Consider the following 25,006-nt stretch of genomic DNA (forward strand, 5'->3'; position numbering starts at 1 on the left):
AAACCCGGATTCTGCTCGAGATCTAGGCAATTGCTTCCCTGTTCCGCTTGAGTGCCTACGCGCTTTATCGCAACAATCGCGACGAGAACGATTCCAGTATCGGGGAGCCTAAGACTATGAAATCCGTCCTGTTTGCCGGCGTCGCCGCGCTCGCGCTCTTTGCGAATGGCGCCTATGCCGCCGATGATGCGAAGACCGCCAAGCCCGAGCCCGCCAAGCCGCTGGTCGCTTGGCCGGAACCGAATCTCGACGTTTTCGACGCCGGCTTCGACTACGCCTATGGCGCGAAATTCATGTCGGACTATATTGTCCGCGGCATTTCCAATAGCGCCCACCGCCCGGCCGGCAGCGTCTATGAGGAGCTGCGCTACGGCTGGTTCTACACGGGCCTCGCCGCCACCAATGTGACGCTGGCCACGAGCCCGCTCGCCGAGATCGACATCACCGCCGGCATCCGCCCCACCTGGGGTCCGCTGACGCTGGACTTCGGCGCGATCTACTACGCCTATCCGAGCAACCATCAGCAGTGGTTCATCGGCGGCGCGATCCCGGTCACGACGTTCAAGAACTCCTACACCGCCCTCCCCACCACGGCTTTCGACCCGAGCTATGTCGAGATCTACTTCAAGCCGAGCTGGGCGGTGAACGACTATCTGACGCTCGGCGGCCAGATCGCCTATGCTCCGAACTGGAACAATTATAGCGCCCACGCGCTGTATTCCGAGATCAACGCCAAGGTCGTTCCCTTCGCCAACACCGATTATTCGGGGCTGTCGCTCTCGGGCGCCTTCGGCCACTACTACATCGGCAATTCGAGCCCGGCCTATGGCGGCAGCTATATCGATCCGGACTATGCCTTCCTGGCGACCGGCATTCTGGGCACCAAGGGCTTCAAATTCGCCAGCTACAACACCTGGAACGTCGGCGCGTCCTATAATTGGAACGTGGTGACGCTCGACCTGCGCTACTACGACTCCAATCTGACCCGCGCGGGCTGCTTCCTGAACACGTCCGACCCGGCCGGCAATTACGTGGCCTCGGTGAACACGCTCACCGGCCAGAGCTCGTCGAGCTGGTGCGGCGCGCGCTTCGTCGCCTCGCTGTCCATCGACTTCAGCTCGGCGACCTTCAAGTAAGGCCGTCGAACTCTTTCGACTTCATCCTTCGAAAGACGGACCCGCGGCCACGCGGGTCCGTTTTTTTGTCAGTCATTGCGTGAGGATTTCGACGTCGCGATCCTGCGTCGAGGTCACTTTGAACGTCGTCTGAAAGGTCTTGCCTTCGCGGCGGGCGATGGCGACATATTCGCCCTCGGCCAGCACCAGCGACGGAAAGGCGCCGATCAATTCGCGGATCACGTCGCCGCCCGGCGTCAGCACGGAGAAGGAGGTGTTGGCCAGCGCCTCGCCGCCCGGCGCCTTCACCAGCTTCAGCGTCATCGTCGCGGCGTGATGGCGCAGCGTCGCCTCCGTGACCTTGCCGGCGGGAACGCGCAAATCGGCGGTGACGACGGAATTGGTCGTATTGTTGTCGCCCTGCGACCCCTGGCTCACATCGAGCAGCGTCGAGACGATGTGATAGGCGCCCTCGGGCAGGCACAGCACCTCGCCGGATCGGGCATTGGCGAGCACCAGCTTGGCCTCGGAGTTACCCCGTTCCGGCACATAGATGGAGATGGCGAGACGCTGCGCCGGCAGCTGATTGTCGCCCAGAGTGTCGATGAGCTTCAGGCCGCCGGCGTTGAGCGCCAGCCTCTCGCTGACATTGCGGCCTTCCATGACGACCCGGCGCGTCGCCCCGGCGAGGCCGAAGGCGACATGGACGATATAGGCGCCATCGGGCAATTGCTCGGAAAAGCTCGCCTCGCGCGATTCCGCGACGAGCTTGCGGGAGCCGTCCGGCTGCGCGGCGTCCTCGAAAATCCGCCAGACCAGTCCGCTGCGCAGCGCGGCGGAATCGCTCTGCGTCAGCACGGCGGAGAGGCGCAGCGTCGCGCCAGCAGCCGGCTTCTCCTCCTCCGCCGGGGTGGATGAGGGTGCGGGCGCGGCGGGCTTGGCCGAGCGGCCCTTCTGCTGGGCGGGCGGAGCGGCGGTCTGCGCGGCGGCGCAGCCGGCGCCGGCGACGAGCATCGTCGAGGCGAGCAGCAACCTCGAGGTGTGGAGGATGAGAAGCTTCATGCGCCGCAAATTGGAGGGGGCGAGACGCCCGGATTCGACGGGCTATTGTGACGTCCGCCGTCCGCCCTGTCACTCCTCACGATGATCGAGCAGGGTGGAGGCGGCGGAGGCGAGATTGGCGAGGGAAAACGGCCGAAATAGGAATTCCACCCGATGGCGTCCCTTCGCTGTCGGCACGCCGCGGAACAGAATATTCGCCTTCACGATCGGCGCCGGCGCGCCGTCCACCCGCGCCTCCCAGCCCGGATAATAGAGATCGTGGAGGACGAGCAATCCGTCCTTTTCCGATTCGACGTCGATGAGAATGCGCTCGCTTTCATAGGAGACGATGGTCGCATGGCCCTCCGGCCCGCCGGCCGCCGCCGGATCGGCGAGGGCCGGATCGAGCTTGGGGAGATCGCCCTGATCGACCAGCGCCTCGCGGGCGCCTTCGAAATCGGGAATATTGTCATCGGCGATCGCCGCATCGGAGTCGACGCCCATCACGCGGGTCGCGAAATAGGCGCGCGGCGCGGCGCGGCCGAGCTTGTAGACATAGATCTGGTCGGAGACGAAGATCGGCAGGGCGTTGGGTCGCGGCATATGCCGCGGCATGCGCGTCAGGGGGCGGCCGAGCACGAGATAATCGAGGCCGAGCAGCCGCGCCAGCTTGCATCGATAGCCGCGGAACGTGCCCGGATAATGCCGCAGATTGGGGTCGACGGCATTGTCGCCCGGCCCCACGGCGCGCTCATAATCGGCGATGCGCAGCGGATTATAGCCGAGCGTGTCCTCGAGGCCGAGAATCATGGAGGCGTTCTGCCAGCCGCCCGGCAGGCCGAGAATTTCCACGCGCGGGCGCTCGCCCTTGGCGGCGCGCTCGGAAATATCCTTGCGCAGCGCGGCTATGGCGCCGCGCTCGGCGGGCGAGGCCTCGTTGAGAATGGAGTAGCGCGTTGCCGGCTCCGCGTTCAGCGGATCGGCGGCGTTGCGCCACAAGAGCTCGCCCCCGGTCGCGGCGACGAGAAGAATGGCGACGAGGCTGCGCTTGTCGAATTTGTCGCCGAGCTGCAGAGCCGCCGCCGCAGCGCCGGCGGTGGCGAGCGACGCCGCCACGGCGATGAGCGACTCCATGCCATGGCCATGGGCGAAGGAGAAGGCCAGCCCGCCGAGGATCAGCGCGAGGGTGACGCCCACCGCCGCGGCGGCGAGCCCATGGGCGAGAGCGCGCGGCATTTTCTGAAAGGGCCGCGGCGCGCCATGGGCGACATAGCGATGCAGCAGATAGGCGGCGCTGAGCGCGAAGCCGGCGTTGAGCAGAAAGGCCGCGTCTGCCGGCCGGCGATACAGCGACACGCCGGGGAAGAAATCATAGATGGCGGAGAAAACCGGCGTCCAGCGGCCGAGCGTGTAGATCAGCGCGGCGGCGAGCATGTAATGGAAAAAGCGCATCTCCTTGGCGAAGATGCGCCCGCCGGCGAGGCCATGCCAGAAGCCGAGAACGACGGGCGCGGCGCCGATGAAGAGATAGTTGATGGCGCGGTCGGTCCAGTCCGGCGCGGCGATCGTGTCATAGCCGGGACCCCAATAATCATAGCTCTTGTCCAGCGAGCCGAAGATATCGGGCGCGAGCAGAGTGGCGAGATTGACGGGCGCCAGCGAGCCGGCCGCCGCGACGCCGAAGGCGATGCCCGGCCGGTTGGAGGTCGCCAGAAATTGCAGCGTCAGCAGCACGGGAACGGCGAGAATCGCGCCGCCCGTCGCGCCCGCGGCCAGCAGCGCCGGCCAGCGGCCGAGCAGATAGTCCAGCGGCCGGCGGGAGACGGCGGCGGCGTAGAGCAGGCGGGCGATCAGCACGAGGCAGAAGAGATAGGCGACCTGATCGCGCCCCAGCGCCATGAGGCTGGCGAGAATTCCAAAGCCGACGCCGTTGAGAAGGCGCGGGCGCTCCAGCATGACTTCCAGCATCAGCAGCGCGAGCGGGAAGAAGCTGTAGGAGATGATCATCCCCGTATGCTGGAGCCGCGCTGCGGCGACCCCGCCCAGCATGAAGATCATTCCCGCCAGCACGGAGGCCGAGGGGACGAAGCCGCGCCGTGCGCAGAGCGCCAATATTCCGGCGCCGCCCATCAGCAGATGCGCCAGCACGAAGAGATCGAACTCCTGCATCGTCGCGGCGGGACGCAGCAGCGCCAGGAGGAAGAATGTCGGCGCGAAGATCAGCGATTGCGGATCGGCGACGGCGGGATGTCCAGCGAAATGATAGGGATTCCAGAGCGGCGCGTCGCCCCGGCGCAGCGCCTCGCCGAGAAAGCGGAACATGGGATAGAAGTGATTTTTGGAGTCCCAGGGCACCACCGCACCGCTCGCCGCCCATAGGCCGGCGGCCAGCGCCATGAAGAGGGCGACGCCCGCAAAGGCGAGGAGGGCGTCTCGGCGCGTCCATATATGGGCGTGGGCGGAATCGGGTCCGGCGAGCGCCCGACGCGTCTCCATGAGCGCGAGCGGGGTGTCCTCGGCGGTCAATGCGCCGAGCGGGCGGTCGCTGATCGACATTTTCGAACCTGTCTCGACTATCGCGAGCGCTCTGGCGGCGCCGGCGGGCGGCGTCGCGCGATGGCGGCTCGCCTCTCACGCGGGACGTCCGGGCAGGCGCTCGTCGCCACGGCGACGAAGAATGCTCGGGCTCTGATGAAAAAAGCAGGATCTGTTGAAAACCCGTTCCCGCCCTTTCCGAATGGCTCAGATTGATTTCACCTTCATGAACTCGTGATGAACGTTCGGGCCCCGCCTTCTATAACGCAGGCGCGTCCGCGGCGAAAGTCTGGTTTATCGGTGGGATTTGTGCGGGATTGAGGGCGAGCTTCGCGGCAAATCCGTCCCGCCGGGCGGCGCGGCATTCGGCGGCGAGGCCGGCCGCGTCGGCGAGATCGGCGAAAGGCGCGTCGATCGCCGCGACGCCGGCCGCCGCGGCGCCCAGCAGCAGCAGAGAGCGGGCGATGGCCAGCGGCGCGGCCGCGCCATCCGGCGCGGCTCGAAGGGCGCGACGCAGCGGCTCCGTATCGAAGGCCAGCGCCTCGAGGCGGGAGGAGGAGCCGCCATAGCTCGAAAGCGCGAATATGGCGGCGGGCGTCTGCGTCGCCAGGGCGATGATGCGCGTGGCGCCGTCCGCGCGGCCGCATTCGGCCTCCGCCACGGCGAGCTTGGCGGAAAGATGCTGCACGCTCGCTCCGCCGCAGGCCTGCGGAAGAAATACGCCGTCCACGCCCGCTGCGACGAGCGCCGCGAGATCGGCGTCTATGGCGGCGCCGAGCGGCGCGATCAGCGCATAGAGGCGCAGCCCCGGCGGGCGCGGCCGCTCGATGAGCGCGGCCGCCCGCCGCCGCATCGACTCACGGGCAGGGTCCGCGGGATCGCCGAGATCGAGCGCCAGCGCATCGGCGCCGCTGGCGAGAGCGGCGGAAAAGGCCTCCTCGCGCGGTGGGACGAGAAGAAAGGACCGCATCTTCGCTGCTTCCGCCATTCGCCGCCGTGATCTTAAGCGGGCATTTACCATAAGTCGCGATTCTGCCCAGGATCGCGTCAAGTCAGGTCGAGCACCTAGGGCGTTTCCAGCCGAAGTGGACGCCGGTTCGGCGTTGGAAACGCGTCAAAACAAAAGCAGAGAGTCTTTTCAGGTTTCAGGGAAACACGAAAAGACTCTAGGGCGGAGCCCAGAGCGCCGATGATCGTGAGAAATTTTCTGCAATGGGCGCAAAGCGCGCCGACGGCCCTCAGAGTGGAAGGCGCAGCCGCCCTGGCGCGCGCCTATCTGGTGAGCGATCTCGACGCCGCGATGAAGCGCGAGGCGGAGACGGCGCTCGCCGCTCTGCTCGACGATCCCTCGCCGCTGGTGCGCCGCGCGCTCGCCAAGGCCTTCGCCGGCGCGCCCAACGCGCCGCATTCCATCGTCTCGGCGTTGGCCAATGATCAGTCGGACATTGCGGCCATGGTGCTGTCGCGCTCGCCGCTGCTCACGGAGAGCGAGCTGATCGATTGCGCCGCGATCGGCGACGTCTTCTCGCAGAGCGCCATTGCGCTGCGCGCCCATGTGCCGACCGGCCTCGCCTCGGCCATCGCCGAGATCGGCGCCTGCGAGGCGCTGATCTCGCTCGCTGTCAATCCCGGCGCAGAGCTTCCCGCCTTCGCCATGCGCCGCATGATCGAGCGTTTCGGCGATGACGCCCAGCTGCGCGAGGCGCTGCTCGGTCGGCCGTTTCTGCCGGCGGCGGTGCGCGTCGATCTCGTCGAGGCGACGGCGGCGAGCCTCGCTTCCTTCGTGCTGGATCGCGATTGGCTGTCGCCCGAGCGCACCCGCCGCATCATGCAGGAGGCGCGCGACAAGGCCAATGTCGTCATCGCCGCCTCGGCCGACGATAGCGAGGGCCGCAGAGGCGTGCGCATGCTGGTCGGCCATTTGCGCCGCAAGGCGCGGCTGACGCCGAGCCTCGCTCTGCGCGCGCTGCTCTCCGGCAATCGCGCGCTGTTCGAGGCGACGCTCGCCGAATTGTCCGGTGTGGACGAGGAGAAGGTCGCCGGCCTGACGCGGGATTACGACGGCGCCGGCTTCGCGGCGCTCTATGCGCGCGCGGGGATGCCGGCCAATCTCCTGCCGGCCTATCGCGCCGCGCTGGAGGCGCAGCGCGCCTTTGGTTACGCGGGCGTTCCTTCCGGCGCGCGTCTGTCGCTGGCGATGGTGCAGCGCGTGCTGACATCTTGCGACCATGTCAATTCCGGCGAGCTCGATCGGCTGATGGCGCTGCTGCGCCGTTTCGAGGCCGAGGCGCTGCGCGAGGACGCGCGCGAAGCGGCCGCCGCGCTGACGCAAGAGTCGCTCGTCGATATGGCGGCGCTGGAGGCGCAGCTGCTCGCAGCCTAGCGAAGTCGCGCGGGGCCTGCCCGTCACGCGCGCGAATGTCGCGGATAGCGTCGCCAGCGGGATTTCGAAGGGGCCCCGCCGATCGATCGAGCTGCCTTCCCCTATCGCCTCCGCTTCGGCCTCAAGGTCCGAAGCGATAGCTCACGCCCACCGTCGCGGCGCCGGCGCCGGCTTCGTGACGCACCAGCGTCGATGGCAGGATGCGCGACGTTTCTCGCGGGGCGCCGACGCCGCTCACGCGATATTCCAGCCGTCCGCTCCAGCGGTCGGTGAAGGCGTATTCGACGCCGACGCCGACGGTCGGCGCGGCGACGAGGAAATGACGGGAGTCGCTCGCCCAGGGCGCGCGGTAGTCGTGGCGTGCATCCGCGACATTCAATCCGCCGGTGGCGTAGATCAGCAGCCGGTCGAAAGCATAGCCGACCCGCGCGCGCAGGGAACCCTGCGCGCCGAGCTGGTCGCGAATGGCGACGCCGAAGGGCTCGAATGCGTTGCCGACGGCCCGCGCGCCCGATACATCGCCGACGAGGCCGAGGACCAGCGGACCGACGCGCCAGTCATAGCCGGCGTGAACGCCGCCGACGAAGCCGCCGCCGCGCGCCGTGACGCGCGCCAATGACACGTCGTTCGGCGCGAAAACATGGGCGCGGTCGGCGTAGCCGAGCCAGCCGGCCTGTGCGCCGACGTAAAATCCGCTGTACAGAAAGGCCGGCGGTGGAGCGAGGGCAGGCGGCGCCGAGCGGCGAGCGCCGAGATCGGCGGCGCGGGCGGTGGAAAAGGACAGCAACGCGGCGGCGAGAATGGGCAGGTATTTCATTGGGAAAAGCTCCGTTGTGGAAGCATGGGGAGGGCGTTCGACGAAGCGTCCGCTTCGACGTCGAGAGGATGGAGACGGTTCTGGGGAGCGCGTCAGCGCGGCGGCGCGCGAATGGGCTTTTGCGAGATCATCGCGCGGACGCCGCGTCGACGCGGTTGGCGAATTTCGCGCAAGGGGGCGCAAGCTCGTCCAAGCTCTTGTCCGCTCCCACAGCCGCGCGCAGATCGACGCCGTCGAGCAGAGTCAGATAGTCGCGCTCGACGCCCGCGCGGATGAAGGTGGTCATCATCACGGGACCTTCGGGGAGGTCGCCGCGCCGGCACGCTTCGGCGCCGATGCCGAGCGTTCCATGGGTCTTGCCGCCGCCTTTCGCCATTTCCGCGCGCGTTTCGGTCTGAAGGGCGCGAATCTTCTCGATATCGGCCGGATCGACGCGAAATGCGTGGATGCGCGTCCCTGCCTTTCGCTCGCCCGCGAGCGGCTCGACGTCAGCGGACGACTTGGTCTCCCGCAGGACGAATTTCACTGTGCGCTTTTCGCTTTCCCGGCCGTCCCGCCACCAGCCGATCTCCAGCGTCACGCCGTCGGGGCGCGGCTCGAGCGCGTCGGGAACGCGCACCGCGGCGCGCAGCCGTTCGGGCGAGAGCGTCGAGGCATCGAGACCGCGCAGCGCCCATAGCGTCGACACGGGAATATGGCCGCAGCCGCCGAGCATGGCGAGGAGCGCCGGGGCAAGGAAAGCATTGCGCATCATCGGTCTCATCTAAATCGTCTATAATTTAATGTTTCACATTAAAAACTGAGTGTTTCAATTATATTTTATCGCGCGTTGCGATGGCGCGCTCGCGACCGCGAGACGGGCGCCGAAGATCGACCTGAGCGGCGATATCTCGATCGAGCGGTTCACGGGCGCATCGCATGAGGCGACGCCCGCCCTTGCGCGCCGACGAATTTGCGCAATTCGTCCGGCGACCGTGGAGCGGCAAGACCGCTCGGCCCATTGACGATCTCGATGGTCGCGCGCCAGACGCGCTGGGACGAGTCGACGGAGTTCTCGCGAGTCGGCCAGGTTGAGGCGTCTTGGACTACCGCGAGGAGGCGCGGTCGAATCGCGAAGCCGCGCGTCCTCGACGCGGGAGCGTCGCGCCGTGAGTCCTCAATAGCCGAACTGCTCGCGAAGAATGCGCTCTTCCAGAGAATGCCCGGCGTCGTGCAGGAGGATGAGATCGGCGCCGTGATCCATCTCGATGTCGACTTGCAGCGCGTCGCGGAATTCGTCGTGATCGGCGACGACGGAGACGGGGCGTTTCTCCGCCTCGAGCACTTCCAGCCGCACCTTGGCGGCATCCGGCAGCAGCGCGCCGCGCCAGCGCCGCGGGCGAAAGGCGGAAATCGGCGTCAGCGCCATCAAAGGCGCGTCCAGCGGCAATATGGGGCCATTGGCGGAAAGATTATAGGCGGTGGAGCCGGCCGGCGTCGCCACCAGCACGCCATCGGTGATGAGCTCCGGCAGGCGCTCCTTGCCATTCACCAAAATGCGCAGCTTGGCGATCTGCGAGCTCTGGCGAAGCAGCGAGACCTCATTGATCGCATGGGCGGCGAATTCGTCGCCATGCGTGTTGGTCGCGCGCATCAGCAGCGGATGGATGATCGAGGGCTTGGATTCGGCGATGCGCTTGCGCAGCCCGCTCTCGCGATATTCATTCATCAGAAAGCCGACGGAGCCGCGGTTCATTCCGTAGATCGGCTTGCCGGCGCCCATGAAGCGATGCAGCGTGCGCAGCATCAGCCCATCGCCGCCGAGCGCGACGATGCAATCGGCCTCCTCCGGCGGAACCTCGCCATATTTGGCGACGAGCCGCGCCCTCGCCTCATCGGCCTCCGGCGTGCCGGAGGAGAGAAAGGCGAGATGCTTGTGATTGTTCGGCGTTTCGCCGGACACGGACATGGGTGGACCTGGCTCGGCGGGCCGCGCTGACGGCGGCGAAGGCCGAACTCCATACACCCGGCAAGGTCGGAAGGAAACGGGACGGGAGGCCGCGCCGCAGGCGATCGCGTGAACGAGAAGTGGCGCCGGGAGAGGCGTTTCCACCTTCCCCTCGAGGGGGAGGTCGAGCGCCGTAGGCGATCGGGAGGGGGCGCCGCCGAGTCTTTGCCGGTGAACCCCACCCCGTCCGGCCATAGGGCCTTCTAAGAGAACGCCCGTCGCAAGCGCCGGGCTACCCGCCGGCCGACCCTCCCCCTAAAGGGGAGGGTAAAAGCGCAGCGCGACCTTCGCGTCAGAGCTTGCGCGTCGCCTGCGCCAGCCATTTGCGCGTCTTAGCGTCGAGATGCGGCGACAATTCCGCGCGCACCCGCGCATGATAGGCGTTGAGCCAGCGCGTCTCCTCGACGCTCAAGAGCTTCGGATCGACGAGAGCGAGATCGAAAGGCGCGAGGGTGAGCGTCTCGAAGCCGAGCATCTCGCGCTCGGCGCCGAGGATTTCGCGCTTCTCGACGACGATCAGATTCTCGAGGCGAATGCCATATTCGCCGGCGCGATAATATCCCGGCTCGTCGGAGAGGATCATGCCCGGCTGCAAGGGCGTCGTCCCGAGCTTCGAAATGCGCTGCGGCCCCTCGTGCACGGAGAGATAGGCGCCGACGCCATGGCCCGTGCCATGATCGAAATCGAGCCCCGCCTCCCATAGGCTGCGGCGCGCGAAAGCGTCGAGCTGCGCGCCGCTGACGCCCACCGGAAACACGGCGCGGGCGACGCCGATATGGCCCTGCAGCACGCGGGTGAAATGCTCGCGCAATTGCCGCGAGGGCCGGCCGACGCCGATGGTGCGCGTCACATCCGTGGTGCCGTCGAGATATTGCGCGCCGGAATCGACGAGATAGCAGCCGCGCGAGATGCGCAGATCGCTCGCCTCGGTCACGCGATAATGCGGAATGGCGGCGTGCGGGCCGAAGGCGGAGATGGTGGGGAAGGAGAGATCGCGCAGCTCGCCGCTCTCGCGACGGAAGGTCTCGAGCGCCTGAGCGGCGGAGATTTCCGTGAGCTTTCCTTTGGGCGCCGTCTCCGCGAACCAGGCGAGAAAGCGCGTCAGCGCCACGCCGTCGCGCAAATGCGCGGTGCGCGCGCCCTCGAGCTCTATGTCGTTTTTGATCGCCTTCAGCAGCGCGATCGGATCGTCGCCGAGCTTGGGCTTGCCGCCTTTCGCGCGGAAGAGCTCGACGAGCTTCGCCGGCGCGGTGCCGGAGTCGAACAAGATCGTCAAGCCGCGCGCGCCAGCGTCAGCGAGATCCTCGACGACATCCGCAGACTCGTAAATGTCGACGAGTCCTTCGAGGCTGTTTCTCGTCTTGGCCGAGAGCTTGGCGGGGTCGACATAGAGCAGCGGCTTGCCTTCCCTGGGAAGGACGGCGAAGGCGAGCGCGATCGGCGTATACGCGACATCGGCGCCGCGCAGATTGAACAGCCAGGCGAGCGCATGCGGATCGGAGACGAGCAGCGCATCCGCCTCGCCGAGCGCCTTGCGCACGCGCGCGATCTTCGTCTTGGCGGCGACGCCGGCGAGCCGCGGCGGATAGAGCGAGATGGCGCCCTGCGGCGGCTCCGGCCGATCGGTCCAAACAGCGTCGATCGGGTTGCGCTCGAGCGGAACCAGCGTGACGCCTCTGCCCTCCAGCGCTTTGGCGTAGCGGTCGATCTGCGCGGGCGTATGCACCCAGGGGTCATAGCCGATGCGCGCGCCTTGCTTCGCGGTCTCGGCCAGCCAGCGCGAGGGCGCCGTCTTGGCGATGTCGAGAACGGCGACGCGTTTCGTGTCCACCTGCTCGGGCGCTTGCAGCGTATAGCGCCCATCGACGAACAGCGCGGCTTTGTCGGCGAGCACGACGACGACTCCGGCCGAGCCGGTGAAGCCGGTGAGCCAGGCGAGGCGCTCCGCCGATTTCGGCACATATTCGTTCTGATGCTCATCTGCGCGCGGGGCGATGAAGCCGTCGATCTCGAGGCGGGCGAGCTCGGCGCGCAGGGCCGCGAGGCGCTCCGCGCTGTCCTGCCCGCTGGCGTCGTCGGCAAAGCTCTGGAATCTGCTCTCGAACATGTCTCGAACCTATGCCCTTCCCCGCTCTGCGGCAATATCGCGGCGACTGCATGTTCCCGAAAAGCGCCAAGCGGTTTTCGGAAAGGAACATGCAATTCGATCACGGCTTCGGCATGTTCCCGAAAAGCGCCAAGCGGTTTTCGGAAAAGAACATGCAATTCAAATAGCGCTAGAGGCGAGCCGCAACGCCATCAGCGCTTCATCGAGATAGGCGCCCTCCGCCGTCTTCACAGACGCCGGCTCGACGCCATAGATCGTAAATCCCCAACGCGCGTAGAAACGCAGCGCTCTCGCATTGTCGCGCATCACGGTCAGCGTGATGATCTCATAAGTCGCGCGCGCATGTTCGATCAGCGCGGCCATCAGCGCGTCGGCGCCGCCCGCGCCTCTGTGGCGCTCGCGCAGATACATGCCCCATAGCAGCGCCTTGTGCTTCGTCTTGGCGCCGGCGAAGCCCGCGAGACCGGCGACGCCTTGCAGCGTTTCGCCCTCGAAAGCGCCGACGACGAAATCGCGCGCCAGCCGCGCCGCGACATCCTCGAGCGTGAGATGCGCCTCATCCTCCGGCGCGAAGCGAAACTCCCGCTCGTGCAGGCGAAATCCCTCCTGCCGCAGAGCGTGGAACTCGGCGGCGTCGGCAGTCGTGAGCCGGCGGATCGTCAGCGCCATGGTCGCGGTCGCATCCCTCTTTCGTCCCGTCTCGCGTAGCAAGGCGCGCGCCGATTTGTGAATCGAAGCCGCTTCCTGCGCTTCGCGCTAGAATAGTTTTTTGTGACCAAACTTCTCGACGAGGCCGTCGCGGCGGTCGCGGTGAATTCGCCACCGAGGAGCAAATCCGCGCCATCTGGTCGAAGCACGGACTGTGATGCTGCGTTTCACGCTTCGCGCCGCAGCCGAACTCGAGCGTAGACGTATCCATGGGCAATCGAACGAACGCCGGAAAATGCGCGTCCACCCTGCCCTTCAGGGGGAGGGTCGGCCGGCGATAGCCGGACGGGGTGGGGTTCAACTGCAAAGACTCGGGGCGTCACGCCCTCCCGAGCGCATTCGCGCTCGACCTCCTCCCTCGAGGGGGAGGTGAAAACGCCTCTTCCGGCGATTGCGCGCCGAAGGTCCTTCAATCCTCGTCGTCCTCGTCGTCGGGCAGGCGCCATTCCGGCCGGGGCGCGGCGCCGCCGCTGCGCAGCAGCAGGGTCGCCCAACCGTCTATGTCGCGGCGCTTCGCCAGCGAAAAGCCCTGCGCGCGATAGGCCGAGAGCACGCCCGGCACATCGCGCGCCAGCAGGCCGGAGAGCACGAGCTCGGCGCCCGGCGCGGCGACGGCGGCGATCTTGGGTGCGAGCAGACGCAGCGGCTTGGCGAGAATATTGGCGAAGATCAGGTCATAACGGTCCGGCGCCAGCGCAGGATGGCGCACGCCCACGGCGACGACAGGCCGCACCAGATCGCCGACGCCGTTGAAGCGCGCGTTGACGCCCGCCGTCTCCACCGCCACAGGATCGATATCGCCGCAGGCGATGGGCTGTCGCAGCAGGCGTGCGGCGGCGATGGCGAGCACGCCGGTGCCTGTCCCCACATCCAGCACATTCTGCGGGCGCCGCTGCTTGCAGATTTCGGCCAGCGTCAGCAGGCAGCCGAGCGTGGTGCCGTGATGGCCGGTGCCGAAGGCCAGCGCCGCCTCTATCTCTATGCCGATGTCGCTCGCGCCCACGCGGCCGCGATCATGCGAGCCATGAACGAGGAAGCGCCCGGCGCGCACCGGCCGCAGCCCCTCGAGCGAGGCCCCGACCCAATCCTTCTGCGAAATCTCGAAAAATTGCGCGGCCCCGGCCGCCTCCGCGCCCGCGGCGGCCTCGATCAGCGCGCGGATCTGCGCTTCGTCGGGCGGATCGCCGAAATAGACTTCGACGGCCCAGCTTTTTTCATCCGGCTCCTCGAAAGCCGTGGCCGCGGTCTCGGCCGGGTCGAAGGTCTCGACCACGAGATCGGCGATGGCGCGCGCGGATGTTTGGTCGCAGACGAGGCGCAGGCCGTGGCTGGCGCCATTGGGGGGAAGTCCTTCGAGCATGCGCGCGCTTAGCACGCCCACGCCGCGCCGTCACCCGGCGCGCGCCTCGACGCGCCAGCAGGCGGCGGGAAATCGCGCCTCGCCGGCTGTGACATAAGGGTCGTAGGCGCGCCGCGCCGCCTCGTAGATTTGGGCGCGCGTCGCCTCGTCGAGGTCGGGCGGCAATTGGCCGAGCTTGCCCATGCGCGTGGCGTAGACGTCGAGCTCCTGCTCTTTCAGCGTGCAGGCGACGTCGAGCGGGGCGATCTCTATCCGCTCCCATCCGGCGTCCGCGAGAATCTCGCGCACGCGCTGCGCATCGGCGAAGGCGAAGCGGCCGGGCGCTTCGGGATCGAAGGACGAAAGCTCGGGGAGAAAAGCGGAAGCCGCGCGCTCGCCGGCGAGCATGAAAGAATTATCCTGCGGCCCCCGCCAGGCGATGAAGACGAGCCGGCAGCCGGGCGCCGCCGCGCGCCGCAGATTGGCGAAGGCCGCCCGCGGATCGGCGAAGAACATTACGCCGAAGCGCGAGATGATCGCGTCGAATTGCGCGGGCTCGAAATCATAGGTCTGGGCGTCGGCGACGACAAAGCCGATATTGCCGAGGCCGGCGGCCTTGGCCCGCCGCCGGGCGGCCTCGATCATGGTGGATGAGATATCGAGGCCGACGCATTGTCCGCCGTCCAGACGCTCGGCCGCCGACAGCGTCGTGGACCCTGCGCCGCAACCTATGTCCAGCACGCGACGGGCGCCGGCGGCTTTCACCGTCTCGGCCAATAGGTCCGCAAAGGGATGAAACAGCCGGTCGAGCATGGGCTGCTGCTCGACCCATATTTCCCCGCCGCGTTTGTTCCACAATGCGGATTGCGCCTCGTTCGGCTCGCTCACGCCCGCTCTCCCCTGCCTTTTGGATCGCTCGATCTACGACGTGAAGTCGGTCGAAGGTCAAGCGGAAGGGAAATGTCTGTTCCGCTCGACTCCTGCTAGAATGCTAGTATGCTAGCATTCATGGCGGATGACGAGGTCAAGCAGTTCAACGTGTATTTGCCGCTGGGACTGATCCGGCGGGTCAAGCACCATGCCATCGAGACGGAGCAATCCCTCTCGGCCTTGGTCGCCGCCGCGCTGCGCGCCTATCTCGACGCGCGCGAGCAGCCTGCACAGTCACCGAAGGAGGAGAGCCGAGATGACGACAAAGGGCGTTGAAGCCATTTTCCTGACCACCCACAATTGGGGCAAAGCGGCGAAATTCTTCCAGTCTCTCGGCTACACTCTGGAGTTCGAGACGGATCACAGCTCCGGCCAGCTCCACAACGGCGCCGGACCATATCTCTTCATCGCCGAAATCCCGGAGAGCGAGACGCCGCAGACGCGCCTAGTCCTGAATGTCGCCGACGAGGAGGCGTTTCGCCTCGACCCGTCGATCGACATCGTCTCGCCCTTTGCGGATACGCATTGGGGAACGCGGGAAATGACCATCCGCGATCCCGATGGGCGGATATGGAGCCTGCAGGCGCCAGCCAGACGCTGACGCCGGCGAGACGCCATGAGCGAAGAGCCGAAGGCGCGCCCGTCAGCTCTTCGGCTTCGCTTCAATTTCCTTCTTGCTGAAATTGGACAGCTCGCCCTCGGCGGCGGCCGCCTTGCGCCAGGATCTGGCAATGGCCGGATATTTGATCTCGACGCAGATCTTGGCGACCTGCTGCTGCAATTTCTCGCTTCCACAGGACGGGCAGACGGGCGTGTCCGAAGCGCTGATCAGCAGTTCGAACTCCGCATGGCAATCTTGGCATTCATAGGAGTAGAGCGGCATTCGTTCCCTCGTCCATTCCTCTCGTCGGCGGATAGGCGCCTATTTTTGAAGCAATAACCGTACCGGCGACGCGCGGACGAAAACGCCGATTGGAACATCTTTCGCTTCGCTTAGATTGTGCAGCTCTCTCCAAAACCGCGGGCGCCATGTCTTCCGATCATTCGAGGTCCTCCGATCATTCGACGTCCTCCACTCGTCTGACGGCCCGTTTCATCCCCTCGCTCGAGCAGATCGACGCCGCGGCCTGGGACGCGCTCGCCAATCCGCCCGGGCTCACCGCCGAGGAGGCCGGGGGCGAGCGGCATAATCCCTTTATTTCCAGCGCCTTCCTGCTGGCGCTCGAGCGTTCGAAATCGGTCGGTGGGCGCAGCGGCTGGACGCCGCTCTACACGATATTGGAAGACGCCGAAGGCCGCCTCGTCGCGGCCGCGCCCTCCTATGTGAAGATGCACAGCATGGGCGAATATGTCTTCGATTTCGGCTGGGCTCAGGCCTATGAGAACGCCGGCGGGCGCTATTATCCCAAGGTGCAGGTGGCGGTTCCCTTCACCCCGGCGACAGGGCGGCGGCTGCTCATCGCCCGCGATGCGCCGGAGGGCGCGCTGCCGGGCCTGATCCATGCGCTGCGCGCGCTGCGTCAGGCGGCGGAGGCCTCCTCCATCCATGTCACCTTCGCGACAGAGGGCGAGGTCGGCGCGCTGGCGGCCGAGGGCTTCGCGCCGCGCGCCGGCGAGCAGTTCCATTTCTTCAACGAAGGCTACCAGAATTTCGACGATTTCCTCGCCGCGCTCTCCTCGCGCAAGCGCAAGACGATCAAGCGCGAGCGCCGCGACGCGCTGGGCGACGACGTCTCGATCGATCTTCTGACCGGGGCGGACATACAGCCCGCGCATTGGGAGAAATTCTACGCCTTCTATATGGACACGGGCGCGCGCAAATGGGGACGGCCCTATCTGACGCGCGATTTCTTCGATCGCATCGGCGAGACGATGGCGGACCGCATCCTCCTGATAATGGCGCGGCGCGATGGGCATTACATCGCCGGGGCGATCAATTTTCTCGGCGACGACGCGATTTACGGCCGCAATTGGGGCGCGCTGGAGGAGCGGCCCTTCCTGCATTTCGAGGTCTGCTATTATCAGGCGATCGAATACGCCATTCGCCATGGCTATAAGCGCGTGGAGGCCGGCGCGCAGGGCGAGCACAAGCTGGCGCGCGGCTATCGGCCCGTCGCCACCCATTCGGCGCATGATTTCGCCGATCCGCGGCTGCGGACCGCGATCGTCGAATTTCTCTCGCGCGAGAAAGTGGCGGTCGACGAGTCGATCGCCGATTATGAGGCGAGCCTGCCCTTCCGCCGCGACGAGGCGGGCGACGCCGAATCGTGAGGCGTCGGATCAGCCTGAAGGCGCCGTCTTCGGCGTCGGTCCGTTCTCACCCTCGCTGGGCGATTGCGCGGCCGCCTTGCGTCGGCGCAAATTGGCCCTGAGCGCGGTGGCCAGCGCCGCGGCGTTCTTCTTGGGCGGCGGCGGCTGGCGGTTTTTCTTTCCTTCCTCGGTCATGGCGGGGCTCGATCTTACGGCTCTATGTCGGTTTCTGCCTCTTCCTCGCGCTCATGGGCGTGGCAGGCTGGGCGCGGCGGGAATAGCACTGCGTTTAGTTCTACGCCCCGCCGCCCGCGCCGGACAGCGGAGAAATGCCGCTCGCCTTTGGATTCAGCATGCTTTAGGCGGAGCTCGCGGCGGCTCTTTGTCTCGGCGGGCTGGTCAGCGTGGCGTTGGTGCGGCTGATCCGGCGCCGGCGCTAGCCGGCACGAAACTTGCTGCCATTTTGCGCGAAGTTCAACCCAGCACGAGTGGCGACGACAATGCAAACGACTTTCATCAGAAATACCGACGATGGCCACAAAGTCGAAGTCATCGGTCCTTATGTCTGTGTGGACGGCAAGCCGGTCGCCGATCGCGTCGTCGAGGTCAAGGACCATCCCAATCGCTTGAGGATTCTGCACACGCTGCCCAACGCAGCCTTCATGGCCGGCCCGGTGGTTCTGACGGCCGAGGAGGCCTCCCTGGTGCGTGGCGCGCTGCTGCAGGCCAAGCCTTCGCCGACCGATCCGGTCGCGATCAACGAGCAGCTGCGCAACGCCATCAACATGCGCAATCGCGAGGCGGGTATCGAGTAAGTCGGAGAGGCGCTCAATAATCCACAGCGACGAGATAGAGCCCATGCGGCGGGGCGACCTGACCGCAGCGGGTTCTGTCCTTCGCCTCGAGCGCCGCGCGCAGATCTTCTGCGCTCCATCTGCCGGAGCCCACATGCTCCAGCGAGCCGGCCAGCGAGCGCACCTGATTGTGCAGGAATGACCTCGCCGAGGTGACGATCTCTATGACGTCGTCCATGCGCCGCACGTCGAGCTGCTCCAGCGTCCGCACCGGCGAGTTGGCCTGACATTCGGTCGAGCGAAACGTCGTGAAATCATGCCGGCCGACCAGCGCCTGCGCGGCCTCGTGCATGGCCTGCGCGTCCAGCGGGCGCTTCACATGCCAGGCGCGGCCGAGCTGCAGCGTCAGCGGCGCGCGGCGATTGTCGATCACATAGCGATAATGCCGGCGGATCGCCGAAAAGCGCGCCTCGAATGTCGGCGCGACGCGGCGCGTCTCCAGCACAGCGATCGGCGACGGCCGCAAATGAGCGTTGAGCGCGTCGCGCAGCCGATCCTCGCGCCACTCGCGCGAGAGATCGACATGGCCGACCTGCCCCAGCGCATGCACGCCGGCGTCGGTGCGTCCGGCCCCATGCAGCACGCGCCGCTTGCCGGCTTCGAGCGCCGAAACCGCCTCCTCGAGCCGCTGCTGCACGGAGACGCCATTCTCCTGCCGCTGCCAGCCGACGAAGGGCGAGCCGTCATATTCGATGGTGAGAGCGTAGCGGAATGTCGCGCGTTCACCCTCCCCTTCCGCGGGAGGTGGGGAACCCGCCTCGATTGTGGCCGTCATTGTCAGGTCGCCAGCGTCATGCCCGGCGCGAGCGGGCGGCCGCGTAGAAATTCGGCAATGGCCATCGGCGCCTTGCCGCCGCGCTGTACCTCGACGAGCCGGAGCGCGCCCTCGCCGCAGGCGATGAGGCCTTTGTCGTCGAGCGCTGCGCCGGGCGCGCCTTCACCTGTCTCGAGCTTGGTCCGCAGCACTTTCACGCGCTCGACGCCGTGGCCGAGATCGCTCTCGAAGAAAGCGCCGGGAAAAGGCGAGAGCCCGCGCACGAGATTGTGAATCTCACGCGCCGGGCGCCGCCAGTCGATGCGACTCTCGCTCTTCTCGATCTTTTGCGCGTAAGTCACGCCTTCTTCCGCCTGCGGCGTGAAGGCGAGGGCGCCCACTGAGAGATCGCGCAGCGATTTGGCCATCAGCTCGGCGCCGGCGGCGGCGAGCGCGTCGTGCAATTCGCCCGTCGTCATATCCTCGCCGATTGTGACGCGCGCCGTCGCGGCGACGGGGCCGGTGTCGAGCCCGGCCTCCATCTTCATCACCATCACGCCCGTCTCGGCGTCTCCGGCCATCACCGCGCGCTGGATCGGCGCCGCGCCGCGCCAGCGCGGCAGCAGCGAGCCATGCAGATTGAGGCAGCCGAAACGCGGCGCATCCAGCGCCGCCTGCGGCAGGATGAGCCCATAGGCCGCGACCACCGCCACATCGGCGTGGAGATCGGCGAAGGCGCCGATGGTCTCGGCGTTCTTGAAGCTCTTGGGCGTGAAGACGGGAATGGAGAGCGTCTCGGCCAGACGATGGACGGGCGAGAGCTTCAGCTCCATGCCGCGGCCGGCCGGCGCCGGCGCGCGCGTGTAGACGGCCGCGATCTCATGGCCGTCGGCGATGATTTTTTCGAGCAGAGGCGCGGCGAAATCGGGCGTGCCCATGAAGACGACGCGCATGAGGGCGTTACGCCTCGACCTTGTCGGCGACGGGGGCGGCGCGCGCCGCGGCCTTGGCGAATTTCTTCACCACGCGCTCGCGCTTCAGCCGGGAGAGATGGTCGATGAAGAGGCCGCCCTCGAGATGGTCGATCTCGTGCTGGAGCACGGTGGCGAGCAGCCCATCGGCCTCGATCTCCTGCGTCGCGCCGGTGCGGTCGAGATAGCGCACGCGCACGCGCGCCGGGCGCTGCACATCCTCGAAATAATCGGGGACCGAGAGGCAGCCCTCCTGATAGACGAACAGCTCCTCGGAGACCCAGACGATCTCGGGATTGATGAAGAACATGGGATTCTTCGGCTCGTCGCCGCGCGTTGCGTCGGCGACCACGATGCGCTTGGGTACGGCGATCTGAATCGCCGCCAAGCCCACGCCTGGGGCCTCGTACATGGTCTCGAGCATATCGTCGAGCAGAAGCTGAAGCTCGCCGTCGAAGGTCGCGACGGGCTCGGAGACGAGCCGCAGCCGCGGATCGGGCAGGGTGATGATGGGACGAATGGCCATTGCTGTCGCGCCTGAAGGTCTCGCGGTCGAAGGTCTCTCGCGGTCGAGGTCTCTCGACGTCGAAATAGGGATGCGCCCCGTCTCCGTCAAATGGACGCCGGCGCGGCTTTGCCGCAGATTATATTCCGCTTCGCTCCGCAATGTAAGTGATCGGAGGAGGGCGCCGACGCCGAGCGGCAGAGCCCGGACGCGCCGTGTTCCGCTCCCCTAGGCGGCTAAATTTCCTCATTTTCTCGAGGGTTGCAGACAGGGTCGTCGGACCCCTGTCCTCTGATCGACCGAACGATCCACTTTGATGAGCGCTCTAGCCGAGGATTTTGTTGACAGCGCATCATCGCGCTGAATCTATGACGGCGCAGGAGGCGCTCATGGAAAATCTCATAGGCGTGGGGTTGTACACCCCGGCGGAGGCGGGCCGTCTCCTCGCGATCGCTCCTGGAAAGCTGGCGCGGTGGCTGCGCGGCCATCAGGTCGGCGAGCATGAATATGCTCCGCTTTGGAAATCGCAAATCGACCTCGACAATGGCCATGTCTATTTGGGATTTCGCGATCTCATGGAAGCGCGAATTGCCGACAAGTTCATGCGTTGCGGAGTCTCGTCCCGACGCGTGCGCGCGGCGATCCAGATCGCGCGCGAGATCATCGGCGATGAGCGGCCGCTGTCGACCGATCGATTTCGGACAGACGGTCGAGACATTTTTCTGCGCGTCGCCGAAACCGACGAGCATGGTGAAGAGCGCGAAGGATTGTTGAACCTGTTCCGGCGTCAATACGAGTTCAAGCAGATCATCGAGCCATTGCTGAAGTCGGTCGATTTCGATGATAAAGGGGCGCCTTTCCAATGGTGGCCGGCCGGGCGCCGCACGAGCATCGTCGTCGATCCAGGGAGGTCGTTCGGCCAGCCGATCGATGCTTCGACGAGCGTGCCGACCGCAGTCTTGGCCGTGGCGGCAAATCGAGACGGGGTCGAGACGGCCGCCTTGGCGTTTGACGTCCCCGAGACCTCGGTCAGACGCGCTGTCGAGTTCGAGGCCGAGCTAGAGCGGCGGCTTGCGGCGTGAAGGTGCTGTTCGACAACTGCACAGCGCCGGTCATGGCGTCGACTTTAGACGGCTTTGTTTCATCATTTGGACATCGCGCATTTCATATCAAAGACGCGCCGGGGTTGCCCAATGGCCGTCATGCCTCCGATTTCGAATGGATCGACTTTCTGCGGAAAAGTCCCGACGCTTGGATGTTCGTTTCGGGAGACGGCCGCATCCTGAAAAATGCAGCCGAACGCGCTGCGTTGCGCTCGGCCGGTCTTCACGGCTTCGTTCTTGCGCCCGCATATCAGAAGACGCCGCTGCATCAGGTGGCGGCCACGATCGTCTGGAAGTGGCCAGAAATCGAGGCCGTCACCAAATTGATCGCGCCGCCTTCGATGCATGAAATTCCGATCGGCAAGAATGTCAGGCTTCGTTCTTTGCCCCTATGAGGCTTTCGGCAGATTTGCGCTCGACAGTTGGGTCTCGCTCCATTGTGCGTCGGCGCACTTTCGCGGGTCGCGAAAGCCGGATACGACTTGCGCATTCCGCCGCTGGCGTGCGGCGGGAAGATCAAGGAGCCCCAAATGACCGCTCTCGTCCTTCTCGGCGTATTGGTTCTCGCCGTCCTCTGGCTCATCGGCTCCTATAACGGCTTGGTGACTCTGCGCCAGCGCTGCCGTCAGGCTTTCTCGGACATAGACGTGCAGCTCAAGCAGCGTCACGATCTCATCCCCAATCTGGTGGAGACGGTGAAGGGCTACGCCGCCCATGAGCGCGGCACGCTCGAGGAGGTCGTCGCGGCCCGCAATAAGGCGGTGGCGGCCAATGGCCCGCAGGCGCAGGCCGCAGCCGAGAGCGCGCTGAACGGCGTGCTCGGCCGGCTGTTCGCCTTGGCGGAGAATTACCCCGATTTGAAAGCCAATCAGAATTTCCAGCAGCTGCAGAGCGAGCTGTCCGACGTGGAGAACAAGATCGCGGCGTCGCGGCGCTTCTTCAACAACGCCTCGGCCGAATACAACGCCGCCCGCGAGAGCGTTCCAGCCGCTTTCTTTGCCGGCTCCTTCGGCTTTGTCCCGCAGGAGTTCTTCAATCTCGAGGAGGGCGAGCGCAAGGCCGTCCAGGAAACCCCCAAGGTGCAGTTCTAAGGCGCGCCTCCCCCACGGCCGTTCCGCCCCGCCGCTCCCGCGCAGCGCCGGGGGGCTCGGGCCGCGGCCCGGAGCTTCGGCATATTGTCGTCGCAAACCTCTTGCTAAGTGCCCCCGGCAATCCGATGATTCGGACCGAGAGGGGGAAAAATGGCGGAAAAGCCTCCGAAGCGCGAACGTCCTGTCTTCACCGACAAGGAGGCTCTGCTCTACCACTCACGCGGGCGCCCCGGCAAAATCGCCGTCGTGCCCACGAAACCCATGGCGACGCAGCGAGATCTCTCGCTCGCCTATTCGCCGGGCGTCGCCGCCCCCGTGCTGGCGATCGCGGAAAACCCGTCCCTCGCCTATGACTATACCGTCAAGGGCAATCTGGTCGCCGTCATCACCAATGGCACGGCCATCCTCGGCCTCGGCAATCTCGGCGCGCTGGCGGCCAAGCCCGTGATGGAAGGCAAGGCGACGCTGTTCAAGCGCTTCGCCGATATCGACTCCATCGACCTCGAGATCGACACGCAGGAGGTGGAGGCCTTCATCGCCGCCGTGCGTTATCTCGGTCCCTCCTTCGGCGGCATAAATCTCGAGGATATCAAAGCGCCGGAATGCTTCATCATCGAGGAGCGCCTGCGCGAATTGATGGACATTCCCGTCTTTCACGACGATCAGCACGGCACCGCGATCATCTCCAGCGCCGGCCTGTTGAATGCGCTGCATCTCACCGGCCGCGACATCAAGAACACGCGCCTCGTCTGCAATGGCGCGGGCGCCGCGGGCATCGCCTGTCTCGATCTCGCCAAGGCGATGGGATTCGCGCCGCAGAATGTCACGCTCTGCGACACCAAGGGCGTCGTCTATCGCGGCCGCGTCGAAGGCATGAATCAATGGAAGAGCGCGCATGCGGTGGACACCGACGCGCGCACGCTCGCCGAGGCGCTGGACGGCGCCGACATATTCTTCGGTCTCTCGGTGAAAGGCGCGTTGACGCCCGACATGCTGAAGACGATGGCGCCCGATCCGATCGTCTTCGCAATGGCCAATCCCGATCCCGAGATCACGCCGGAGGAGGCGCTGGCCGCGCGGCCGGACGCCATCGTCGCCACGGGGCGCTCCGACTATCCCAACCAGATCAACAATGTTCTGGGCTTTCCCTACATTTTCCGCGGCGCGCTGGACGTGCGCGCCAAGACGATCAACATGGAAATGAAGATCGCCGCGGCGAAGGCGCTCGCCGAGCTGGCGCGCGAGGATGTGCCGGACGAGGTGGCCAACGCCTATCAGGGCGCGCGGCCGCGCTTCGGCCGCGACTATCTCATCCCTGCGCCTTTCGATCCGCGCCTCATCTCCATCGTGTCGCCGGCCGTCGCCAAAGCGGCGATGGATTCCGGCGTCGCGCGCCATCCGATCGTCGATATGAACGCCTATCGCGCCGAGCTCTCGGCGCGCCGCGATCCGATCGCCGGGCTGATGCACACGATCTATGATCGCGTGCGGCGCGATCCCAAGCGCGTCGTCTTCGCCGAGGGCGAGGAGGAGCAGGTCATTCGCGCGGCGCTCTCCTTCGTCACGCAGGGATTGGGGCGCGCCATTCTCGTCGGCCGCGAGGATCGCGTCGCGCAGACCGCGCGCAACGCCGGCCTCGAGCTCGGCGATCAGATCGAGGTGCACAACGCCAAGCTCTCCTCGCGCAATGGCGTCTATGCGCAATTTCTGTTCGAGCGCCTGCAGCGCAAGGGATTCCTGTTCCGCGACTGTCAGCGCCTCATCAACACCGACCGCAATCATTTCGCTGCGGCCATGGTGGCGCAGGGCGACGCCGACGCCATGGTGACGGGCGTCACCCGCAATTTCTCCAATGCGCTCGAGGACGTGCGCCATGTCGTGGACCAGAAGCCGGGACACAGGCTGATCGGCGTCTCGCTGGTGCTGGCGCATGGGCGCATCGTCGTCGTCGCCGACACGGCGATCACCGAAATGCCGGAGGCCGCCGATCTCGCCGATATAGCGATAGAGGCGGCCGGGGTGGCGCGGCGCATCGGCCTCGAGCCGCGCGTCGCCATGCTCGCCTTCTCCACTTTCGGCTATCCGCCGGGCGAGCGCACGGCCCGCGTGCACGAGTCTGTGCGCGTGCTCGATTCGCGGCGCGTGGACTTCGAATATGAGGGCGAGATGGCGGCCGATGTCGCGCTCAGCCGTCACGCCATGGCGGCCTACCCGTTCTCGCGTCTCAGTGATACCGCGAACGTATTGATAATGCCGGCCTTTCACTCCGCCTCCATCGCCACCAAAATGCTGCAGGAGCTGGGCGGGGCGACGGTGCTGGGTCCGCTGATCGTCGGGCTCGACAAGCCGATCCAAATCGTTCAATTGGGCGCAACCGACGCCGATATCGTCAATATGGCCGCTCTGGCGGCTTTCGGGGTCGGGGGTTAGGGCGGCGCCTCTCCGACCGGGCGCGGCGGCCGCGCCAAAAAAGCGTTTTTGTCATGGCGACGAAATAATTGCGTTGCAGTGACAGT

General features: G+C 66.2%; 25 protein-coding genes. 10 read left to right on the forward strand and 15 right to left on the reverse strand.

All coding sequences use genetic code 11. From position 1 onward, the window contains the following. Nucleotides 1–116: 116 nt before the first annotated feature. Nucleotides 117–1,136, forward strand: coding sequence for a TorF family putative porin (locus METLW3_RS0101245; RefSeq protein ID WP_024878207.1), 1,020 nt, complete (start codon nucleotides 117–119; stop codon nucleotides 1,134–1,136). Nucleotides 1,137–1,208: 72 nt separating this feature from the next. Here the strand turns inward: METLW3_RS0101245 and METLW3_RS0101250 are convergent, their stop codons facing one another. The 3 genes from METLW3_RS0101250 to METLW3_RS0101260 form a co-directional block, all read right to left on the reverse strand. Then, on the reverse strand, nucleotides 1,209–2,177 hold the full coding sequence (locus METLW3_RS0101250; RefSeq protein ID WP_024878208.1) for a hypothetical protein: 969 nt from the start codon (nucleotides 2,175–2,177) through the stop codon (nucleotides 1,209–1,211). Between the two features lie 69 nt (nucleotides 2,178–2,246). Beyond that, nucleotides 2,247–4,712, reverse strand: coding sequence for a YfhO family protein (locus tag METLW3_RS0101255; RefSeq protein WP_024878209.1), 2,466 nt, complete (start codon nucleotides 4,710–4,712; stop codon nucleotides 2,247–2,249). A gap of 238 nt (nucleotides 4,713–4,950) precedes the next feature. Continuing rightward, a complete protein-coding gene (locus tag METLW3_RS0101260) occupies nucleotides 4,951–5,661 on the reverse strand; it encodes an aldolase/citrate lyase family protein (protein ID WP_024878210.1) in 711 nt (236 codons plus the stop codon). Between the two features lie 219 nt (nucleotides 5,662–5,880). Between METLW3_RS0101260 and METLW3_RS0101265 the strand changes: the two genes are divergently transcribed. Beyond that, nucleotides 5,881–7,074, forward strand: a complete 1,194-nt coding sequence (locus METLW3_RS0101265; protein WP_024878211.1) for a DUF2336 domain-containing protein — start codon at nucleotides 5,881–5,883, stop codon at nucleotides 7,072–7,074. Nucleotides 7,075–7,195: 121 nt separating this feature from the next. Here METLW3_RS0101265 and METLW3_RS0101270 read toward each other — a convergent pair whose 3' ends face one another. The 7 genes from METLW3_RS0101270 to METLW3_RS0101310 form a co-directional block, all read right to left on the reverse strand. Beyond that, on the reverse strand, nucleotides 7,196–7,891 hold the full coding sequence (locus METLW3_RS0101270) for an outer membrane beta-barrel protein (RefSeq protein WP_024878212.1): 696 nt from the start codon (nucleotides 7,889–7,891) through the stop codon (nucleotides 7,196–7,198). Nucleotides 7,892–8,018: 127 nt separating this feature from the next. Then, nucleotides 8,019–8,645, reverse strand: coding sequence for a hypothetical protein (locus METLW3_RS0101275; RefSeq protein ID WP_024878213.1), 627 nt, complete (start codon nucleotides 8,643–8,645; stop codon nucleotides 8,019–8,021). A gap of 402 nt (nucleotides 8,646–9,047) precedes the next feature. Next, the gene (locus METLW3_RS0101285) at nucleotides 9,048–9,839 is read right to left on the reverse strand and encodes an NAD kinase (protein WP_024878215.1); all 792 of its coding nucleotides are present in this window, start codon (nucleotides 9,837–9,839) and stop codon (nucleotides 9,048–9,050) included. Nucleotides 9,840–10,170: 331 nt separating this feature from the next. Then, the gene (locus METLW3_RS0101290) at nucleotides 10,171–11,985 is read right to left on the reverse strand and encodes an aminopeptidase P family protein (RefSeq protein ID WP_024878216.1); all 1,815 of its coding nucleotides are present in this window, start codon (nucleotides 11,983–11,985) and stop codon (nucleotides 10,171–10,173) included. A 159-nt stretch (nucleotides 11,986–12,144) separates the two neighbouring features. Then, entirely contained in the window at nucleotides 12,145–12,654 is a 510-nt protein-coding gene (locus METLW3_RS0101300) for a GNAT family N-acetyltransferase (RefSeq protein ID WP_024878217.1), read from the reverse strand. 448 nt (nucleotides 12,655–13,102) lie between these two features. Beyond that, nucleotides 13,103–14,053, reverse strand: coding sequence for a 50S ribosomal protein L11 methyltransferase (locus METLW3_RS0101305; protein WP_024878218.1), 951 nt, complete (start codon nucleotides 14,051–14,053; stop codon nucleotides 13,103–13,105). Nucleotides 14,054–14,083: 30 nt separating this feature from the next. Next, nucleotides 14,084–14,920 (reverse strand): class I SAM-dependent methyltransferase, encoded by an 837-nt coding sequence (locus METLW3_RS0101310; RefSeq protein WP_024878219.1) that lies wholly within the window; start codon nucleotides 14,918–14,920, stop codon nucleotides 14,084–14,086. Nucleotides 14,921–15,040: 120 nt separating this feature from the next. Here METLW3_RS0101310 and METLW3_RS0101315 point away from each other — a divergent pair, with 120 nt between their 5' ends. Further along, the gene (locus tag METLW3_RS0101315; RefSeq protein WP_024878220.1) at nucleotides 15,041–15,238 is read left to right on the forward strand and encodes a ribbon-helix-helix protein, CopG family; all 198 of its coding nucleotides are present in this window, start codon (nucleotides 15,041–15,043) and stop codon (nucleotides 15,236–15,238) included. Then, complete coding sequence (locus METLW3_RS0101320) at nucleotides 15,219–15,563, forward strand: glyoxalase/bleomycin resistance/dioxygenase family protein (RefSeq protein ID WP_024878221.1); 345 nt, start codon at nucleotides 15,219–15,221, stop codon at nucleotides 15,561–15,563. Before METLW3_RS0101315 ends, METLW3_RS0101320 begins: the two co-directional genes overlap by 20 nt. A gap of 42 nt (nucleotides 15,564–15,605) precedes the next feature. Here METLW3_RS0101320 and METLW3_RS0101325 read toward each other — a convergent pair whose 3' ends face one another. Continuing rightward, nucleotides 15,606–15,845, reverse strand: a complete 240-nt coding sequence (locus tag METLW3_RS0101325) for a zinc ribbon domain-containing protein (RefSeq protein WP_024878222.1) — start codon at nucleotides 15,843–15,845, stop codon at nucleotides 15,606–15,608. Nucleotides 15,846–15,991: 146 nt separating this feature from the next. On the opposite strand from METLW3_RS0101325, the gene METLW3_RS0101330 reads away from it, so the two are divergent. Further along, nucleotides 15,992–17,233, forward strand: a complete 1,242-nt coding sequence (locus tag METLW3_RS0101330) for a GNAT family N-acetyltransferase (RefSeq protein WP_024878223.1) — start codon at nucleotides 15,992–15,994, stop codon at nucleotides 17,231–17,233. A 9-nt stretch (nucleotides 17,234–17,242) separates the two neighbouring features. Here the strand turns inward: METLW3_RS0101330 and METLW3_RS28685 are convergent, their stop codons facing one another. Beyond that, nucleotides 17,243–17,407: a hypothetical protein gene (locus METLW3_RS28685; protein ID WP_198022728.1), complete on the reverse strand. Its 165-nt coding sequence runs from the start codon at nucleotides 17,405–17,407 to the stop codon at nucleotides 17,243–17,245. 305 nt (nucleotides 17,408–17,712) lie between these two features. Here METLW3_RS28685 and METLW3_RS0101340 point away from each other — a divergent pair, with 305 nt between their 5' ends. Continuing rightward, nucleotides 17,713–18,027 carry a hypothetical protein gene (locus tag METLW3_RS0101340; protein WP_018267229.1) on the forward strand — a complete coding sequence of 105 codons (315 nt, stop codon included), beginning with the start codon at nucleotides 17,713–17,715 and terminating at the stop codon, nucleotides 18,025–18,027. A 13-nt stretch (nucleotides 18,028–18,040) separates the two neighbouring features. On the opposite strand, the gene truA is transcribed toward METLW3_RS0101340, so the two are convergent. The 3 genes from truA to def are packed head-to-tail and all read right to left on the reverse strand — an operon-like array spanning nucleotide 18,041 to nucleotide 20,317. Next, on the reverse strand, nucleotides 18,041–18,841 hold the full coding sequence (truA, locus tag METLW3_RS0101345) for a tRNA pseudouridine(38-40) synthase TruA (RefSeq protein ID WP_024878224.1): 801 nt from the start codon (nucleotides 18,839–18,841) through the stop codon (nucleotides 18,041–18,043). Between the two features lie 2 nt (nucleotides 18,842–18,843). After that, nucleotides 18,844–19,773: a methionyl-tRNA formyltransferase gene (gene fmt / locus METLW3_RS0101350; RefSeq protein WP_024878225.1), complete on the reverse strand. Its 930-nt coding sequence runs from the start codon at nucleotides 19,771–19,773 to the stop codon at nucleotides 18,844–18,846. A 7-nt stretch (nucleotides 19,774–19,780) separates the two neighbouring features. Continuing rightward, nucleotides 19,781–20,317, reverse strand: a complete 537-nt coding sequence (gene def, locus METLW3_RS0101355; RefSeq protein ID WP_024878226.1) for a peptide deformylase — start codon at nucleotides 20,315–20,317, stop codon at nucleotides 19,781–19,783. Between the two features lie 608 nt (nucleotides 20,318–20,925). Here def and METLW3_RS0101360 point away from each other — a divergent pair. The 4 genes from METLW3_RS0101360 (at nucleotide 20,926) to METLW3_RS0101375 (ending at nucleotide 24,920) form a co-directional block, all read left to right on the forward strand. After that, complete coding sequence (locus METLW3_RS0101360; protein WP_245267200.1) at nucleotides 20,926–21,378, forward strand: hypothetical protein; 453 nt, start codon at nucleotides 20,926–20,928, stop codon at nucleotides 21,376–21,378. Next, nucleotides 21,375–21,794, forward strand: coding sequence for a hypothetical protein (locus METLW3_RS0101365; RefSeq protein ID WP_024878228.1), 420 nt, complete (start codon nucleotides 21,375–21,377; stop codon nucleotides 21,792–21,794). The genes METLW3_RS0101360 and METLW3_RS0101365 overlap by 4 nt, the downstream gene beginning before the upstream one ends. A gap of 135 nt (nucleotides 21,795–21,929) precedes the next feature. Further along, the gene (locus tag METLW3_RS0101370) at nucleotides 21,930–22,490 is read left to right on the forward strand and encodes a LemA family protein (RefSeq protein ID WP_024878229.1); all 561 of its coding nucleotides are present in this window, start codon (nucleotides 21,930–21,932) and stop codon (nucleotides 22,488–22,490) included. A gap of 150 nt (nucleotides 22,491–22,640) precedes the next feature. Next, nucleotides 22,641–24,920 carry an NADP-dependent malic enzyme gene (locus METLW3_RS0101375; protein ID WP_024878230.1) on the forward strand — a complete coding sequence of 760 codons (2,280 nt, stop codon included), beginning with the start codon at nucleotides 22,641–22,643 and terminating at the stop codon, nucleotides 24,918–24,920. Nucleotides 24,921–25,006: the final 86 nt, after the last annotated feature.

This window comes from Methylosinus sp. LW3 (assembly GCF_000527115.1).
In the GTDB taxonomy this organism is placed as follows: domain Bacteria; phylum Pseudomonadota; class Alphaproteobacteria; order Rhizobiales; family Beijerinckiaceae; genus Methylosinus.